This window comes from Microbacterium sp. MMO-56 (assembly GCF_037146215.1).
GTDB lineage: Bacteria > Actinomycetota > Actinomycetes > Actinomycetales > Microbacteriaceae > Microbacterium.
The window spans coordinates 47,370-62,954 of sequence record NZ_JBBCVW010000009.1; the positions used below are offsets into that span (position 1 = coordinate 47,370).

The following is a 15,585-nucleotide window of genomic DNA, read 5'->3' on the forward strand; positions in this document are numbered from 1 at the left end:
GGCGCGATGACGGGTGACGAGCCGACGAAAGAGCCGACCGATCGGGACGCGCGGTTCCTCGACGCGCTCGCGGGTGCGCTGCCCCCGCGGGTGATCGTGACGGACCCGCAGATCGTCGCGGGCCTCGTGGCCGACGACGCGGAGTGGGCCGAGGCCGGCGCGCCGATCGCGGTCGTGCGCGCCACCGGAACCGCCGACGTGCAGGCGGTCGTCCGCCTCTGTCTCGCCGACGGACGACCCGTCGTCGCGCGTGGATCGGGCACCGGGCTCTCCGGGGGAGCGAACGCGATCGACGGATGCGTGGTCGTCAGTCTCGCCGATATGGACGAGGTGCTCGAGATCGATGAGGTCGAGCGTCTCGCGGTCGTCCAGCCGGGCGTCGTCGGCGACGACCTCCGCCGCGCTGTCGCGGAGCACGGGCTGTGGTACCCGCCGGACCCGGCGAGCGCCCCGTGGTCGTCGATCGGTGGCAACGTGGCGACCAACGCGGGCGGCCTGTGCTGCGTGAAGTACGGCGTGACGCGCGACTACGTGCTCGCCCTGGAGGTCGTGAACGGCTTCGGGGATACGGTGCGCATCGGGCACCGCACGGCCAAGGGGGTCGCCGGGTACGACCTCGTCGGCCTCTTCGTCGGTTCGGAGGGGACGCTCGGGATCGTCACGGAGGTCACGGTGCGGCTGCTTCCGCTGCCGGGACAGGCGGCGACGGTCGTCGGAGCCTTCCCCGATCTCGTGTCGGCGGGCGAGGGGATCCGCGCCGTCGCGGCGGCGGGGGTTGTGCCTGCCGCCCTCGAGCTCGTGGACCGGTACTGCCTGGAGGCCGTCGACGAGTGGACGGCGATGGGTCTGGCCGTGGAGGCGGAGGTGCTCCTGCTCGCCCGACTCGACGACCCGATGCCGCACCGGGACGAGCTGGCCGCGCGCGTCGTGACCTGTTTCGAGCAGGCGGGGGCGACCTGGGCGGACCGATCCACCGACGAGGCGGAGGCGGAGGCGCTGTTCGAGGCGCGGCGCCTCGCCTACCCTGCCGTCGAACGCCTCGGTGCGGTGCTGACCGAGGACATCTGCGTGCCGCGCCGCGCCGTACCGGCGGTGCTCGGGCGCATCCACGACATCGCGGAGGCCTTCGACGTGCGCATCGCGAACATCGCGCACGCCGGCGATGGCAACCTGCATCCGTTGATCGTCACCGCCCACGGGGACGACGAGGCCCGGCTGCGTGCCCAGGCGGCCTTCGAGGCCATCCTCGACGTCGCCCTCGAGGTCGGCGGCACGGTGACCGGCGAGCACGGTGTGGGCCTGCTCAAGCGGGCGGGGCTCGTCCGCGAGGCGGGCCCGAGGGCGCTGCGGATGCACGCCGCGGTGAAACGGGCTCTGGACCCGGCCGGCATCTTCAACCCGGGGAAGGTGATCCGCGAGGGCGAAGGGTCACCCGAGTAGCGTCTCGCCGATGAAGCCGCCCGGAGCGCACCCGGGCGGCACGGCGAAGACGGCCGAGCCGATCGGCGTCGTCCACTCGTTCAGCAGATCGAGCTCGTCCAGGCGCCGCTGGATCGGCACGAACTGGCGATCCACGTCGGCCTGGAACGACACGAACACCAGCCCGGCGTCGGAGATGCCGCCATCCGTGGGCCGCTCGTCGTAGTTGTAGGCGCGGCGGAAGATCCGCTGCGCCGGATCGTCCGGACGCGAACGTCGCACGTGGGAGAACTCCGGGATCACGGGGAAGCCGATCGGGGTCGTCGCCTCGAAGTCCGGCTCGTCGTGCTCCGCCGTGCCGGTCAGAGGCGCTCCGGTCGACAGCGTGCGTCCCACCGACTGCTCGCGGCCGGGTCGGTCGAGGCGGTCCCACCGGTCGAGATCCATGCGGATGCGCCGGACCACCATCCCGGTGCCCCCGGCGAGCCATCCTTCGCCCGACCACACCACGTCGTCGAACGCCGTGGTCCCCGGTCGCGGGTTCGATGTGCCGTCCACCTGCCCGAAGAGGTTGCGCATCGTCGTGCCCGGTGCGACCGTGCCGTGCGCGCGGCGGAAGCCCTGCTGGCTCCACCGCACGCGCCCGAACCCGCGCGCATCCTTCAGGAGCATGCGTGTCGCGTGCGACACGGTGAGGGGGTCGTCGGCGGCGACCTGCAGCAGCAGGTCGCCGTCGCTGAACCCCTCCTGCAGCCGGTCGATCGCGAACGCGGGCAGCGGACGCAGCCACGACGGAGCGGAGGCGCCGGTGCGCGTGACGAGGCGCGGCCCGAAGGCGAAGGTGACGGTGAGCCGGGCGGGGGAGAGGGCGAGCTCGGGCTCCGAGTCGGCGAGGGCGCCACGGCCCTGCGTGAGTCTCTCGGCGTCATCGCTCAGGACGCGCAGGAGTCGGCGCAGGCCGTCGCGGTCGAGGTCGTCGTTCAGGTCGATCGCCACGAGCGTCGCGTGCGCCTGCGCATCCGTGTCGATGCCGGCCTGATGCGCGCCGTGGAAGGGGACGGTCACGTCCCCGTTGAGTGGAACCGACGCCGTCGACCCACCTGTCGGGGTGAGGGCGAGGTCGACGCCGATCGCGGCGGCGGCGCCGACGCCGGCGACAGCCCCTCCGAGGAGGAACTGCCGCCGCGTCGAGGACGCCCGGCCCGAACGGGGAGCGGGCGCGCCCATCAGTGGCCCGGCGCCGGAGTGGGGCTCGTGTGGCCGGACATGTCGCCGCCCTCGTACGTCTCGTTCGCCCCCGCGTAGTCCTTCACGGGAGCCGTGAGGTCGTACGTGGAGCCGTCGGAGAAGGTGAGCGTGAGCGTGACGTCGGACCCCGCCGTCAGCGGTGCGGTGAGGTCCATCAGCATGATGTGGTCGCCGCCGGGCTGCAGGACGGCCTCGCCGCCTGCCGGGATCACGAACCCGCCCGGCTTCTGCTGCATCACCATCTCGCCCGCGTCGTTCGCGGTGGTCTCGTGCAGCTCGGTCATCGACGACGCCGACGTCTCGGCGGAGACGAGGGTGACCTCTGCGGCCGAGTCGTTGTGCACCGTGCCGAACGCGGCGGACATGCCCGCGTCGGCCGCCTTGACCCACGCGTCGGAGACGGAGACGGACGCGCCGGCGAGGGTGGGCGACGCGGCGGGTGCCGACGCGGACGCCGCGCACCCCGTGAGGGAGAGGGCTGCGACGGCGACGAGGGCGGCGGCGCGGGAGAGGGGAGAGAGGGAGATGGTCATGATGTGGTGTTCTTCTTCCTGCGAAGTATGCGGATGAGGGCATAGGCGGCGACCGCGACGGCCGCTCCACCGAGGCCCACCAGCAGGATCCGGATGATCCCCTGGTCGTCGGATGCGCTCTGCTGTGTGCTGTCGGCGGGGCTCGCCGCCGGAGGAGTGCCGTCGTCGGCCGGAGCCGCCCTCTCGAGGGGTGCGGCGCCGCCGACCGTGAACGGCACGAGGCCGCTGATCGGATGGCCGTCCGCCGAGACGACCCGCCACCGGATCTCGTACCCGCCGGCGGGTAGGGCGCCCTCCAGGGGGACCGTGACGGTGCCGGCCTCGACCGACGGCTCGCCGGCCGTCCAGTCGCGGGCCGACCCGTCGGCGACGATGACGGCGGCGCCGACGGTCAGGACGTCCGCGGAGAACGTCAGCGAGATCTCCTCCGGGCCGGAGGAGAGATCCTGGCCCGGGGACGGCGAACTCGCCATGAGCTCGTCGTGCGCCGCGGCGGGCGTCGCCGAGACGAGCACCGCCGCTGCCGCCAGAGCGACGGCCATGGTGAGGGTACGGATGCGGGAACGGGACAACGGGCACCACCGATCGATCGCGCGCCGACGGCGCGCACGCGGACCCCGCGGCGCGGGGCGCGGCGGGGCAGGGTCAGAGCGCGATCGCGAGCGGGGGACCTCGTCGCCGCTGGACGGCGAGACGAGCGGCGGGCCGGACGACCCAGAACGGCGCCTCGGGAGAGGCGGAGGGCAGGTGGGGCAGCGACACGGCGGCGGTGTGCCGCACGATCCGTCGTGCCCAGGTGCGCAGGTCGTGTGCGAGGCGCAGCAGTGCGCGCATTGCGCGCTCGCCGCGCACGAGCATCACAGTGGTGAGGATCGCCGCCGCGGCATGCATCGCCCACATGAGCGGGTCGGCGCACAGTGCCGCCGTCTCGACGGGCGCCGTCGGCAGCACGGTCATCGCGCCGTGGTGATGCATGCCCGGCATCGCGGGCGCGGATGCGGACGCGCCCATCACGAAGAGCGTGTGGAACAGGAGCTGACTGATCACGACGCTCAGGCCGAGCCGGATCGTCGACAGGTTCCGCCCGGCCAGGAGCGTGGACGCCATGAGAGCCAGCATCCACGGGGCCGCGACCCCGGCCCAGCCGGGCACGTCCCCGCCGGCGACGACGTGCGACAGCAGCGCCGTGAAGGTCGCGATGCTCGCGACCACGGCGCCGCGCGCGACACGCGTGGCACGGGAGGAACGCATCCCCACAGTCTTCCATGCCGCCCGTCGAGGCCGTGCGCCGCGCGGCGGCGCGGTCGTCCCGCGTAACCTGTCGTCCATCCGCGCACGGTAGGGATCGAGGCCATGGACGAAGAATTCGACGGATTCCGGGACGGCGTGACGGCCGCGCTCGCCGCACACGACCTCACCGCCGTGAGCACGCTCCTGCATGCGCATGACGCGCCCGAGATCGTCCGGCTGCTGGAGCAGGAGCAGCATGCCGCCGACCGTGCGGTGATGTACCGCCTGCTCGACCGCTCGACGGCGGTCGACGTCTTCGAGCTGCTCGAGAACGGTCTGCGCGGGGAGCTGATCGAAGGACTCCGCGACGAGGACGTGACGCGCGTGTTCGAGGCGATCGACCCCGACGACCGGGTGCAGCTGCTCGACGAGCTCCCCGCCGGGGTGGCCAAGCGGCTCCTGCAGGGACTCTCCGCGCAGGAGCGAGAGCTGACCCTGCCGTTGCTCGGCTACCCGAAGCGCAGCATCGGCCGATACATGAGCCCGGAGTTCGTGCGGCTGCGTGCCCGGCTGACGGCGGGGGACGCGCTCACCCACGTGCGTCATCGCGGCGCGGAGGCCGAGACGATCTACCTGCTGCCCGTCACCGACGACGAGCGGCGCGTCGAGGGTGTGATCGGGCTTCGCGACCTCGTGATGGCACCCGCGGACGCGACGATCGGCGACCTCATGGTCGACGCGCGCTCCGTGCGCGCCACCGACGACGCCGAGACGGCGGCGCGCCGCATCGTCGAGGCGCAGCTGCTCGCCGCTCCCGTCGTGGACGGCGAGAACCGCATCGTCGGTGTCGTCACGGTCGACGACGCCGCGCGCATCCTCGAGGACGCCGACGACGAGGACGCGGCCCGTCAGGGCGCCGCCGAGCCGCTGCGCCGCCCGTACCTCACGACACCGGTGCTCGGGATCGTGCGCTCGCGGGTGGTGTGGCTGCTGGTCCTCGCCGTCTCGGCCCTGCTGACCGTCCAGGTGCTCGGGGTGTTCGAGGAGACCCTCGCCGAGGTCGTCACGCTCGCGCTGTTCATCCCGCTGCTCACGGGCACGGCGGGGAACACCGGCGCGCAGGCGGCGACCACGGTCACCCGCGCGCTCGCGCTCGGAGAGGTGCGCGCCGGCGACGTCCTCGCCGTCGCGTGGCGCGAAGTGCGCGTGGGGCTGCTCCTCGGCAGCCTCCTGGGAGGTCTCGGCTTCGTGCTGGCATCCCTCGTCTTCGGCGTCTCCTTCGGCGGCGTGATCGGACTCACGCTCGTGGCCGTGTGCACGCTCGCGGCGGCGGTCGGCGGCGCGATGCCGATGCTCGCCCGAGCCGTACGCGCCGACCCGGCCGTGTTCTCCACCCCGTTCATCTCGACCTTCTGCGACGCGACGAGTCTCGTGATCTACTTCCTCATCGCGACGTGGCTGCTCGGACTGTGATCGACGACCGGCCACCGATAAGGTGATCGCACGAGCGCGGAGAGGGGCGAGGATGTCTGGACGCACGCGGTGGGGAATCGTCGTCGGTGTGGCCGCACTCGGCCTCGCGCTCGCGGGGTGCGCCGCCGGCGCGGGCCCGACGGAGTCCTATCCGGGCTTCCCCGAGCACGTCGACGCATCGGCCGTCAGCGGCGAGCCGCAGGCCTTCTACCTCGAGAACGCGGGCGCCATCGCCGTCGTGCTCTGGGGGAGCAGCACCTGCCCGCCGATCGGTGAGCGGATGGTGGTCGAGGAGCCCGCGTCGGCGGGCAATGTCGTCCGCGTCGACGTCCGCGCAATCCCGGAGGACAGGGCCTGCACACGCGACCTCGTGCCGCACACCTCCGTCTTCGTGACGCCCTCCGACGTCACCACGACGTCCCCGCTCACGATCCGCGTGGCGGATGCCGAGATCGAGCTGGTCGACGCCGTCACGGAGTGACGGCTTGCGAACTCCGCAGGATGTCGCGAACTCCGCACGCGGAGGCGCGATCGGCTGCGGAGTAGGTGACATTCTGCGGAGCTGGCGCGGTGTGATCGCCGGAATGACCGTGGCCCGGCGCGCCGTCTAGGGTGAGGGGCATGGACCCCGCGGCGTGGACCTTCCTGATCCTGGCGCTCGCGATCGTCGCGTTCGTGAGCGGTCGCGTGCCCCTGGCGGTCGTGTCGACCGGTGTGGCCCTCGCGCTGTGGGCGACGGGGGTCCTGACCCTCTCCGAGGCGCTGTCGGGGTTCGGCGACCCGACCGTCCTGTTCATCGCGAGCCTGTTCGTGGTGAGCGAGTCGCTGGATGCCACCGGTGTGACCGCGTGGCTCGGGCAGCAGGTCGTCGCGCGCGCGGGCCGGGGCCGGGCGCGGCTGACCGTCGTGTTCGGGACGATGGCCGCGGTGCTCGCCGCGTTCATCTCGATCAACGGCGCGGTCGCCGCGCTGCTGCCGGTGGTGGTGGTGGTCGCCGTCCGCGCGAAGATCGTCCCGTCGAAGATGCTGCTTCCGCTCGCCTTCTGCGCGAGCGCCGGGTCGCTGCTCACACTGACCGGCACCCCGGTGAACATCGTCGTGTCCGAGGCGGCGGCGGCGGCCGGCGGCCGGGAGTTCGGCTTCTTCGAGTTCGCCCTGGTCGGGGTTCCCCTGGTCGCTGTGACGGTCGCGATCGTCGCGCTCGCGGGAGACCGGCTGCTGCCCACGCGCCGCCCGGAGCACTTCGCCGATCCGACCGACCCGAGCGAGCACGCCCGCACGCTGCGCGACAGCTACGCCGTCGACATCGACACCGGCGTCCTCTTCAGCGCCCGCGAGGGAGTCGCCGAGGTGCTGGTCGCGCCGCGCTCGCGCCTGATCGGCCGGACGGTCTCGACGGGGATGACCACGCGGGACGAGAACCTCGTGATCCTCGCCGTGCGGCGGGGCGCCGACGACGGGCCGAACGCGTCGCGCGGCACCGGCGTCGCGGGCTCCCTCACGCTGCAGGCGGGCGACGCCGTGCTCGTCCAGGGCCCGTGGGCCGCACTCGCCCGGTACTCGCAGTCGCCCGACGTGATCGCCGTCACGCCCCCGCAGTCGCTCCAGCGGGCGGTGCCGCTCGGGCGGGGTGCGAAGCGCTCGCTCGTCATCCTGGGCCTCATGGTCGTGCTGCTGGCGACCGGCCTGGTCCCTCCGGCGGTGGCGGGGCTCTCGGCGGCGGGGGCGATCGTGCTGACGCGAGCGCTCACGATCCCGCAGGCCTACCGGTCGATCTCCTGGACGACGGTCATCCTCATCGCCGGCATGGTGCCGCTGTCGTCGGCCTTCATCACGACGGGGGCGGCGAACCGTGTCGCCGACGTCGTGCTCGCCGTCATCGGGTCGGGCTCACCGCAGGTCGCGCTGCTCGTCCTGTGCGTGCTGACGATGGTGCTCGGCCAGTTCATCTCGAACGTCGCGACCGTGCTCATCGTGACCCCGATCGCCATCGCGATCGCCGACAGCCTCGATCTCAGCGTACAGCCGTTCATGATGGCGCTGACGGTCGCCGGCGCGGCGGCGTTCCTCACGCCGGTGGCCACGCCCGTCAACCTCATGGTGCTGCAGCCGGGCGGGTACCGCTTCGGCGACTACTGGAAGCTGGGGCTGCCGCTCATGGTCGTGTTCCTCGCCGCGGCGGTCGTCTACGTCCCGCTGGTCTGGCCGTTCTGACGCGCGCATCCCGCGGTCGGACCCGGGTCGGGGCCCTCGGCGCTCAGTCCGCGAGGCCGAACAGCTGCAGCGGGTGGGTCAGGCGCCACCACGCGTCGGGGCCGGGGATGTCCCCCGTGAGGTGCAGGCCGGTCGTGGCGGCGCCGAGCGGGCCCGCGACCCGGATGCTGCCGACGGCGCTCTCGGCGGTACGGGCGTCGCCGAGCTCGATGTCGGAGACCACGGGGGCGGTGGCCCCGTTCCACAGCAGCAGCGAGACGTCGGTGTCGGTCATGACGTTCGCGGTCGCGCCCCAGGGTGTCGTGACCACGCCGGCGAGAGTCCCCGCGGGCAGGACACGCGGCTGGGATGCCTCGGCGGTGACCTCGGCGAGCAGGCGCGCGGTCTCGCCGTCGCGGTCGCTCCGGCTCCCCTGGGTCAGTGTGACCGCGTAGGCACGGACCGTCTGCTCGCCCACCGTCTGCTCGCGCGCGGCGAGGAGGTTGTAGCCCGTGCTGAGCGAGCCGGTCTTGACGCCGATGACCGCCGGGTCGCTCAGCAGATCGTTGGTGTTGACGACCGTTCCCGCTCCGGGGAGGTCGACCGTCCGGGTCCGCACGATCTCGGCGACGACCGGGTCGTCGAGCGCGAAGCGCGCCAGCGCGATGAGCGAGGCGGGATCGGCGGCGTTGGCCGGATCGATGCCCGTGGGCTCGACGACCGTGATGCCGGTGAGTCCGTGGCGGGCGAGCCACTCCGATGCGGCGCGCGCGAAGACGGCGTCGGTCGGCCAGATCGTGCTCGCGAGACGGTCGGTGTAGTTGCCCGCGGAGCCCATCAGGATGCCCTGCAGCATCTGATACTGCGTCAGCGAACCGTCGACGGGCACATCCAGCGCCGACTCGTCCTGGGCGAGGTAGTCGTAGTACGTCTCCTCATCGCGCTCCGTGAAGGAGAACGACGGACCGCTCTGGCCCGGCGCCAGCGGCATCTGGTCGAGGATCATCAGCACCGTGACGAGCTTGGTGATGCTCGCCATCGGGGCCTGGTCGGCGGTGGAGGCCGGCGCCCCGTCGAACCCGGCGACGCCCACGGCCGCCGAGCCCTCCGCGGGCCAGGTGACCGCGGTCGGCGGTGCATCCAGAGCCGCGATCGGGACGTCGTCGACGACGGGCGGCACCGCCACGAGAGGCCAGAGGAGCGTGGTCGCCGCGTAGAGACCGGCGAGGGCGATGGCCAGGAGGAAGGGCATGACGACGCCGGCGCGCCAGGGCGAGCGTCGCGGCCTCCGCGCGAGCAGATCCACCGAGACGGCGGGGTACCCGTGCGCGAGGAGGAGCTCCCGGGGTGCCGGGGCGGCGACGACCGCGTCGTCCTCGACCCACCGCAGGGCGACCCGGGCCGAGCCGCGGGCCGCGTCGTGCGCGGTCAGGACCACGCTGGACGCATCGGGCGCCGCCACAGCCGCCGGGCCGGGCGGCGGGGGCGAATCGTCCACGGTCACCCGCTCAAACTACCGCGAAGCACCTATACTCGACGTCAAGAACCACGGGAGTCCGGTGAGCCGGGCTGAGAGGAAGCGATCCACGCTTCGACCGTCGAACCTGATCCGGATCATGCCGGCGCAGGGAGGAGAGAAACATGCACGCTTCGGCGTCCCCATCCACCACGTCCACGACGGCCCCCGGCGGCCCCGGTCGAGCGAGGGTCCTGCGCTGGCGTGTCGTCGACATCGTCGTGGCCAGCGTGATCGGTGTCGCGTCCGGGCTGATCTTCCTGCTGTGGAACATCGGCTACCTCGGGCCCAAGGCTCTCCTCGAGCCCCTCCTTCCCGGCGTGCAGGGACTTCTCGACGGGCCGTGGCTGTTCGCGGGCGTCCTCGGCGCGCTCATCATCCGCAAGCCCGGCGCCGCGATCTACACCGAGACGCTCGCCGCCGTCGTCTCGGCCCTCATCGGCAACCAGTGGGGCGGATTCCTCACGATCGAGGCGGGGCTCGTGCAGGGTCTCGGCGCGGAGCTCATCTTCCTGCTGTTCCTGTACCGGGCCTGGTCGCTGCCCGTCGCGGTCCTCGCGGGCGCGGGCGCCGCCATCGCGGGAGGGATCAACAACCTCATCCTCTGGTACGCGGGCGCCGACGCCGCCTTCACGGTCGTCTATCTGGTCAGCACGACCGTCTCGGGTGCGGTGATCGCGGGAGGCCTGTCGTGGTTCCTCGCGCGGGGCCTCGCGGCGACCGGTGCCCTCGACCGGTTCGCGTCGGGGCGCGAGCGCCGCGCGCTCGTCTGACGCGGTGACGGCGCAGGGCATCCCCGCCGCTGCCGTCGCTCGGGGATGGGGGTGGCGGCACGCGTCGCGGCGGGCGTGGGCGCTGCGCGAGGTGAGTCTCGAGATCGCGCCGGGGGAGCGGGTGCTGCTGCTCGGTGCCTCCGGCGCCGGCAAGTCGACGCTGCTGCACGCCCTCGCGGGCGTCCTGGGCGGCGACGACGAGGGCGAGTCGCGCGGCGAGCTGCGCATCGACGGGGTTCCCGCGGCGGAGGCGCGCGGGCGCGTCGGCCTGGTCCTCCAGGACCCCGACGCGCAGGTCATCCTCTCGCGCGTGGGCGACGACGTGGCCTTCGGCTGCGAGAACCTCGGCGTGCCGCGCGACGACATCTGGCCGCGCGTGCGCGAGGCGCTGGATGCCGTGGGTCTCGACATGCCGCTGGATCGCCCGACCCACGCGCTCTCCGGCGGGCAGAAGCAGCGTCTCGCCCTCGCGGGCGCGCTCGCGATGCGGCCGGGACTTCTCCTGCTCGACGAGCCGACCGCGAACCTCGACCCGGAGGGCGTCGTCGAGGTGCGCGACGCGGTCGGGCGGGTGCTGGATGCGACCGGCGCGACCTTCGTCGTCGTCGAGCATCGGGTCGAGGTGTGGACGCCGCTCGTCACGCGCGTCATCGTCATCGGTGACGGCGGCGTCGTCGCCGACGGGCCGCCCGCGGAGATCCTCGGCGCGCGCGGCGCGGAGCTCTCCCGCACCGGCGTCTGGGTGCCGGGCCTGCCGCCCGCCTTCCCGCCCGCCCCGTTGCACGCACCGGGTGAGACCCTGCTGCGGGCGCGCGATCTGGCGGTGGCGCGGGTGCGGGACGTGCTGGTCGCGACGGGGATCGACCTCGACGTCCGTGCGGGCGCGGCTCTCGCACTGGTGGGCCCCAACGGTGCCGGCAAGTCGACCCTCGGCCTGACCCTCGCGGGGCTGCTCCCCCCGGCCGGCGGGGAGGCGACGGCCGCGCCGGCGTTGCGAGCGGGGCTGGATCCGGCCCCCATCCGGTGGCGGTCCCGAGACCTGCTGACGCGCATCGGAACGGTGCTGCAGGACCCGGAGCATCAGCTCCTCGCGCGCACGGTCCGCGCCGAGCTCGAGGTCGGGCCGCGTGCCCTCGGGCAGGACGCGCGCGAGCGGGATGCCCGGGTGGACGAGCTGCTCGCCCGCCTGCGGCTCGATCATCTCGCCGAGGCGAACCCGTACACGCTGTCCGGCGGGGAGAAGCGTCGGCTCACCGTCGCCGCGGCCCTCGCGACGGCGCCGCGCGTGCTCGTGCTCGACGAGCCGACCTTCGGGCAGGACGCGCGCACCTGGGCGGAGCTGGTCGCCCTGCTCGCCCGCCTGCGCGACGAAGGCTCGTCGATCGTCGCGATCACGCACGACGAGGAGGTCGTGCGTGCCCTGCACGCGACGCGCTACGCCCTTCCCGCGAGGCCGCGCGCCGGGGAGGACGGGGCGTGACCCTTCTCGACGCGCGCGCCCGCACCGGCACGGTCGCTCGGATCAACCCCGTCGCCAAGCTCGCCGCGAGCGCTCTGATCGCCCTGCCCCTGATCGTCACGCTCGACGTGGTCTCGGCAGCCGTCGCGTTCGCCCTGGAGTGCGTGCTCTTCCTGTTCGCAGGGCTGCGGTGGCGGGAGTTCTGGGTGCGCACGTGGCCGGTGTGGCTCGCCGCGCCGTTGACCGCGCTCACGATCGCGCTGTACGGACAGGCATCCGGTCAGGTGTACGTCGAGTGGTTCGTGGTGCGCGTGAGCGAGGGGTCCATCGCGCTCGCCGTCGCGACGTTCTTCCGGGTGCTCGCCGTCGCCCTCCCCTCCGTCGTCCTGTTCGTCACCGTCGATCCGACGGATCTGGCCGACGGTCTGGCGCAGATCGCGCGGTTGCCCTCGCGCTTCGTGCTCGGTGCGCTGGCGGGCCTGCGCATGGTCGGCCTGTTCCTGGAGGACTGGCGCGCGCTCGAGCTCGCCCGGCGTGCTCGCGGCGTGGCCGATCGCGGGCGGATCCGCCGCTTCGTCGGCATGGCGTTCGCCCTGCTCGTGCTGTCGATCAGGCGAGGATCCAAGCTCGCGACGGCGATGGAGGCGCGCGGCTTCGGCGCGCCGGTGCGCCGGACGTGGGCGCGGGAGTCCTCCTTCGGCGGCCCGGAGTGGGCACTGATCGGGATCGGCGCCGCGATCTCGGCGATCGCCGTGGCCGCCGCCGTCGCCGCCGGGACGTGGAACTTCATCCTCGGGCCATCCTGAGCCGTCCCGCCGTCGCGAGCCGTCCGGAGCCCTTCGTCCGGCGCGACCTCAGCCCGCGGGCGACTCCACGAGGCGGCGGGCGACGGCCTCTTCGACGACGAGCTCGGTGACGAGCCCCGCCGCCAGGGCGCCGCGCAGCGCGTCGAGCTTGGAGAGGCTGGACACCGTGCAGAGGCGCCGCGGGATGCGGCGGATCGCCTCGAGCGACGGCCCGCTCGACCGCGCGTTCAGCTCTATGCCGTCGGCGGAGCCGTCGAGACGGTAGAACACGGTGGCGCAGTCCCCGACGACCCCGTCGCGCAGGAGAGAGCGCAGGTCCTGGCCGGTGAGGTAGCCGCCCGCGTACACGTGGGACGGCACGTCCGCCTGCGGGGAGCCGAGTCCGAAGACGAGCACCTGCACCCGTGACTGGGCATCGAGCACACGGCGGATCGAGCGTTCGCGCCATAGGAGCTGCTTCGTCAGCGGGTCGTCGAACAGGGCCGGCACGGGGAACTGCTGGACATCCGTGCCGAACGCCTGCCCGAACCTCTCCAGGATCGCGCCGGAGTACGAGAGGCCGGACGTCGACTCGTTCGCCGCGCCGTTCATCTGCACGATCTGCGAGTCGTGCAGCCGCCGTGTCGGCAGGTGGCGGGCGATCGCCGACACCGTCGCGCCCCACGCGATGCCGATGCTGGCGTCGGGATCGAGGGTCGAGGCGAGCACGTGCGCGGCGGTGCGCGCCGTGCGCTCCAGCCGTTCCGCGTCCGAGACGCGTGCGGGGGCGCTGACGACGTGCGCGGTGACGCCGAACCGCTCGGCGAGGCGCCGTGCCACGACCGAGTTCGCCTCCTGGGGCGAGTGGACGGTGATCTCCACCAGGCCGATGTCGCGGGCGTGCGAGAGCAGGCGCGACACGGAGGATCGGGACAGGCCCATCTCGGCGGCGATCTGGTCCATCGTCCGCTCCTGCACGTAGTACAGCTGCGCCGCCCTCAGGGCATCGCGCGTGCGCGCCTCCGACTCGAGGTCGCCGTTCACGTCTGCTCCGTCCTGCACCTTCGTGCATCGCCCCGCCCATTCTGCACGTTCTCTCACTCTCGTTGCGCATTCGTGCGCGAGGGCCGAGGGTAGATCTCACAGCCGTGGAAAAGGACACCTGATGACCGCGTCGACGCACCGCCCCCGCCCGAGCATCCGAGCCCTCCGCGAGCGCCCTCACGCCGAGGTGCTGATCGTCGGCGGCGGGATCAACGGCATCGCCACCTTCCGCGACCTCGCGCTGCAGGGCGTCGACGTCGCCCTCGTCGAGCGCGGCGACTACGTCAGCGGCGCCTCGTCGGCCTCGAGCCACATGATCCACGGCGGAGTGCGCTACCTCGAGAACGGCGAGTTCCGGCTGGTGAAGGAGTCGGTCACCGAGCGCAACCGTCTGGTGCGCAACGCCCCGCACTTCGTCAAGCCGCTGCCGACGACCATCCCGATCCACCGCACCGTCTCGGGCATCCTCGCCGCTCCCTTCCGTCTGCTCGTCACGCACGGCCGGGGCGCCCCGCGCGAGCGCGGGGCGCTGCTCATCAAGCTCGGCCTCGTGATGTACGACACGTTCTCGCGTGACGGCGGCGCGGTGCCGCGCCACAGGTTCCGCGGGCGGCGGGCCTCGCGCGAACGCTTCCCCGACCTGGACGACCGTTTCCGCTATACCGCGACCTACTACGACGCCTCGATGCACGACCCGGAGCGCCTCGCTCTCGACGTGCTGCGCGACGGCATCCGCGAGGAATCGGCGCGTGCCGCGAACCACGCGCCGGTCGTCGGGGTCGACGGCTCGGCGGTGATCATCCGCGACGAGGTCACGGGCGAGGAGTTCCCGTTCACCGCGGACGTCGTCATCAACACATCGGGCCCGTGGACCGACCTGACCAACACGGCGCTCGGCAACGCCACGCGCTTCATGGGCGGCACCAAGGGGTCGCACATCGTCCTGGACAACCCCGGCCTGCTCGAGGCGACCCGGGGCAACGAGATCTTCTTCGAGGCCGCCGACGGGCGGATCGTCCTCATCTATCCGCTCAAGGGTCGGGTCATGGTGGGCACGACCGACATCGACGCCGACCCCGCCACTCCCGTCGTCTGCACGGACGACGAGATCGACTACTTCTTCGACCTCATCGCGCAGGTGTTCCCGCGCATCGCGGTGGACCGGTCGCAGATCGTCTACACCTTCTCGGGCATCCGGCCGCTGCCGCGCCACGACGACGTCGCACCCGGCTTCGTCTCGCGCGACTACCGGATCGAGCGGACGAACCTCGGCGACGTGCCGGTCCTCAGCCTCGTCGGCGGCAAGTGGACGACGTTCCGCGCGCTCGCCGAACACCTCGCGGGCGAAGCGCTGACCGTGCTCGGCCGCCCCCGGCGCATCTCGACCACGGACCTCCCGGTCGGCGGGGGCGCGGGGTATCCGGCCACGCCCGTCCAGCGCGCGCGGTGGATCGAGACCCACCGCGGCGCCCACGAGCCGGTGCTCGCCGACCGGATGCTCGAGCGCTACGGCACCTACGCCGCCGAGCTCCTCGCGACCCTGCCCGTCGCGCAGCAGCCGCTGCCGCACGCGCCCGGATACTCGGCGGAGGAGATCGCCTTCCTCGCGGAGCGCGAGGACGTCGTCGACCTCCTCGACCTGCTCCTGCGCCGCACGCACATCGCCTTCGTCGGAGGCGTGAGCGTCGACACGCTCCGCGAGGTCGCCGAGGCGGCGGCTCCGGTGCTCGGCTGGGACGACGAGGCCGTGCGCACACAGGTCGAGCAGGCGGCGGATGCGCTGCTGTCGGCTCACCGCGTCGACGTGCGCACCTCGGCCCCGGCGGCGCTGTCGGGCTGACGCGCCCGCGGCACCCCGCGCGGCCGGGGTCGAACGAGGCCGGCCGAGCCGGCCGAGGACGTGCCGGTCGGC

At 73.0% G+C, this 15,585-nt stretch carries 14 protein-coding genes and 1 riboswitch; of the genes, 8 read left to right on the top strand and 6 right to left on the bottom strand.

Annotation, left to right across the window (positions count from 1 at the left end; genetic code table 11):
- Positions 1–6: 6 nt before the first annotated feature.
- The gene (locus WFI00_RS09930; RefSeq protein WP_336631883.1) at positions 7–1,440 is read left to right on the top strand and encodes an FAD-binding oxidoreductase; all 1,434 of its coding nucleotides are present in this window, start codon (positions 7–9) and stop codon (positions 1,438–1,440) included.
- Here the strand turns inward: WFI00_RS09930 and WFI00_RS09935 are convergent.
- The 4 genes from WFI00_RS09935 to WFI00_RS09950 form a co-directional block, all read right to left on the bottom strand.
- A complete protein-coding gene (locus tag WFI00_RS09935) occupies positions 1,429–2,646 on the bottom strand; it encodes a Dyp-type peroxidase (RefSeq protein WP_336631884.1) in 1,218 nt (405 codons plus the stop codon). The genes WFI00_RS09930 and WFI00_RS09935 overlap by 12 nt on opposite strands.
- Complete coding sequence (locus WFI00_RS09940; RefSeq protein ID WP_336631885.1) at positions 2,646–3,200, bottom strand: copper chaperone PCu(A)C; 555 nt, start codon at positions 3,198–3,200, stop codon at positions 2,646–2,648. Before WFI00_RS09940 ends, WFI00_RS09935 begins: the two co-directional genes overlap by 1 nt.
- A complete protein-coding gene (locus WFI00_RS09945) occupies positions 3,197–3,742 on the bottom strand; it encodes a copper resistance CopC family protein (protein WP_336631886.1) in 546 nt (181 codons plus the stop codon). Before WFI00_RS09945 ends, WFI00_RS09940 begins: the two co-directional genes overlap by 4 nt.
- Before the next feature lie 103 nt (positions 3,743–3,845).
- Positions 3,846–4,451 (bottom strand): hypothetical protein, encoded by a 606-nt coding sequence (locus WFI00_RS09950; RefSeq protein WP_336631887.1) that lies wholly within the window; start codon positions 4,449–4,451, stop codon positions 3,846–3,848.
- Positions 4,452–4,553: 102 nt separating this feature from the next.
- Here WFI00_RS09950 and mgtE point away from each other — a divergent pair, with 102 nt between their 5' ends.
- The 3 genes from mgtE to WFI00_RS09965 all read left to right on the top strand — a co-directional run bounded on the left by mgtE (position 4,554) and on the right by WFI00_RS09965 (position 8,117).
- Positions 4,554–5,903 (top strand): magnesium transporter, encoded by a 1,350-nt coding sequence (gene mgtE / locus WFI00_RS09955; RefSeq protein WP_336631888.1) that lies wholly within the window; start codon positions 4,554–4,556, stop codon positions 5,901–5,903.
- Between the two features lie 52 nt (positions 5,904–5,955).
- Complete coding sequence (locus WFI00_RS09960) at positions 5,956–6,384, top strand: hypothetical protein (protein ID WP_336631889.1); 429 nt, start codon at positions 5,956–5,958, stop codon at positions 6,382–6,384.
- Positions 6,385–6,524: 140 nt separating this feature from the next.
- On the top strand, positions 6,525–8,117 hold the full coding sequence (locus tag WFI00_RS09965) for an SLC13 family permease (RefSeq protein WP_336631890.1): 1,593 nt from the start codon (positions 6,525–6,527) through the stop codon (positions 8,115–8,117).
- A gap of 43 nt (positions 8,118–8,160) precedes the next feature.
- Here the strand turns inward: WFI00_RS09965 and WFI00_RS09970 are convergent, their stop codons facing one another.
- Positions 8,161–9,600 (bottom strand): D-alanyl-D-alanine carboxypeptidase family protein, encoded by a 1,440-nt coding sequence (locus WFI00_RS09970; RefSeq protein ID WP_336631891.1) that lies wholly within the window; start codon positions 9,598–9,600, stop codon positions 8,161–8,163.
- Positions 9,601–9,634: 34 nt separating this feature from the next.
- A riboswitch (TPP riboswitch) is annotated at positions 9,635–9,744 on the top strand.
- Here WFI00_RS09970 and WFI00_RS09975 point away from each other — a divergent pair.
- From WFI00_RS09975 to WFI00_RS09985, 3 genes are all read left to right on the top strand, one after another.
- On the top strand, positions 9,738–10,385 hold the full coding sequence (locus WFI00_RS09975; protein ID WP_336642357.1) for an ECF transporter S component: 648 nt from the start codon (positions 9,738–9,740) through the stop codon (positions 10,383–10,385). (Overlaps the previous riboswitch by 7 nt.)
- 82 nt (positions 10,386–10,467) lie before the next feature.
- A complete protein-coding gene (locus WFI00_RS09980) occupies positions 10,468–11,865 on the top strand; it encodes an ABC transporter ATP-binding protein (RefSeq protein ID WP_442928319.1) in 1,398 nt (465 codons plus the stop codon).
- Positions 11,862–12,650: an energy-coupling factor transporter transmembrane component T family protein gene (locus WFI00_RS09985; RefSeq protein ID WP_336631894.1), complete on the top strand. Its 789-nt coding sequence runs from the start codon at positions 11,862–11,864 to the stop codon at positions 12,648–12,650. Before WFI00_RS09980 ends, WFI00_RS09985 begins: the two co-directional genes overlap by 4 nt.
- Positions 12,651–12,698: 48 nt before the next feature.
- Here WFI00_RS09985 and WFI00_RS09990 read toward each other — a convergent pair whose 3' ends face one another.
- Positions 12,699–13,673, bottom strand: a complete 975-nt coding sequence (locus tag WFI00_RS09990) for a sugar-binding transcriptional regulator (RefSeq protein ID WP_336631895.1) — start codon at positions 13,671–13,673, stop codon at positions 12,699–12,701.
- A gap of 121 nt (positions 13,674–13,794) precedes the next feature.
- Between WFI00_RS09990 and WFI00_RS09995 the strand changes: the two genes are divergently transcribed.
- Positions 13,795–15,513 carry a glycerol-3-phosphate dehydrogenase/oxidase gene (locus tag WFI00_RS09995; RefSeq protein WP_336631896.1) on the top strand — a complete coding sequence of 573 codons (1,719 nt, stop codon included), beginning with the start codon at positions 13,795–13,797 and terminating at the stop codon, positions 15,511–15,513.
- The last annotated feature ends 72 nt before the right edge of the window (positions 15,514–15,585 follow it).

Bases quoted from the DNA above. Each gene is read 5' to 3' on its own strand.
- WFI00_RS09930 (WP_336631883.1), top strand. From the start codon at position 7: ATGACGGGTGACGAGCCGACGAAAGAGCCGACCGATCGGGACGCGCGG.
- WFI00_RS09935 (WP_336631884.1), bottom strand. From the start codon at position 2,646: ATGGGCGCGCCCGCTCCCCGTTCGGGCCGGGCGTCCTCGACGCGGCGG.
- WFI00_RS09940 (WP_336631885.1), bottom strand. From the start codon at position 3,200: ATGACCATCTCCCTCTCTCCCCTCTCCCGCGCCGCCGCCCTCGTCGCC.
- WFI00_RS09945 (WP_336631886.1), bottom strand. From the start codon at position 3,742: ATGGCCGTCGCTCTGGCGGCAGCGGCGGTGCTCGTCTCGGCGACGCCC.
- WFI00_RS09950 (WP_336631887.1), bottom strand. From the start codon at position 4,451: ATGCGTTCCTCCCGTGCCACGCGTGTCGCGCGCGGCGCCGTGGTCGCG.
- mgtE (WP_336631888.1), top strand. From the start codon at position 4,554: ATGGACGAAGAATTCGACGGATTCCGGGACGGCGTGACGGCCGCGCTC.
- WFI00_RS09960 (WP_336631889.1), top strand. From the start codon at position 5,956: ATGTCTGGACGCACGCGGTGGGGAATCGTCGTCGGTGTGGCCGCACTC.
- WFI00_RS09965 (WP_336631890.1), top strand. From the start codon at position 6,525: ATGGACCCCGCGGCGTGGACCTTCCTGATCCTGGCGCTCGCGATCGTC.
- WFI00_RS09975 (WP_336642357.1), top strand. From the start codon at position 9,738: ATGCACGCTTCGGCGTCCCCATCCACCACGTCCACGACGGCCCCCGGC.
- WFI00_RS09995 (WP_336631896.1), top strand. From the start codon at position 13,795: ATGACCGCGTCGACGCACCGCCCCCGCCCGAGCATCCGAGCCCTCCGC.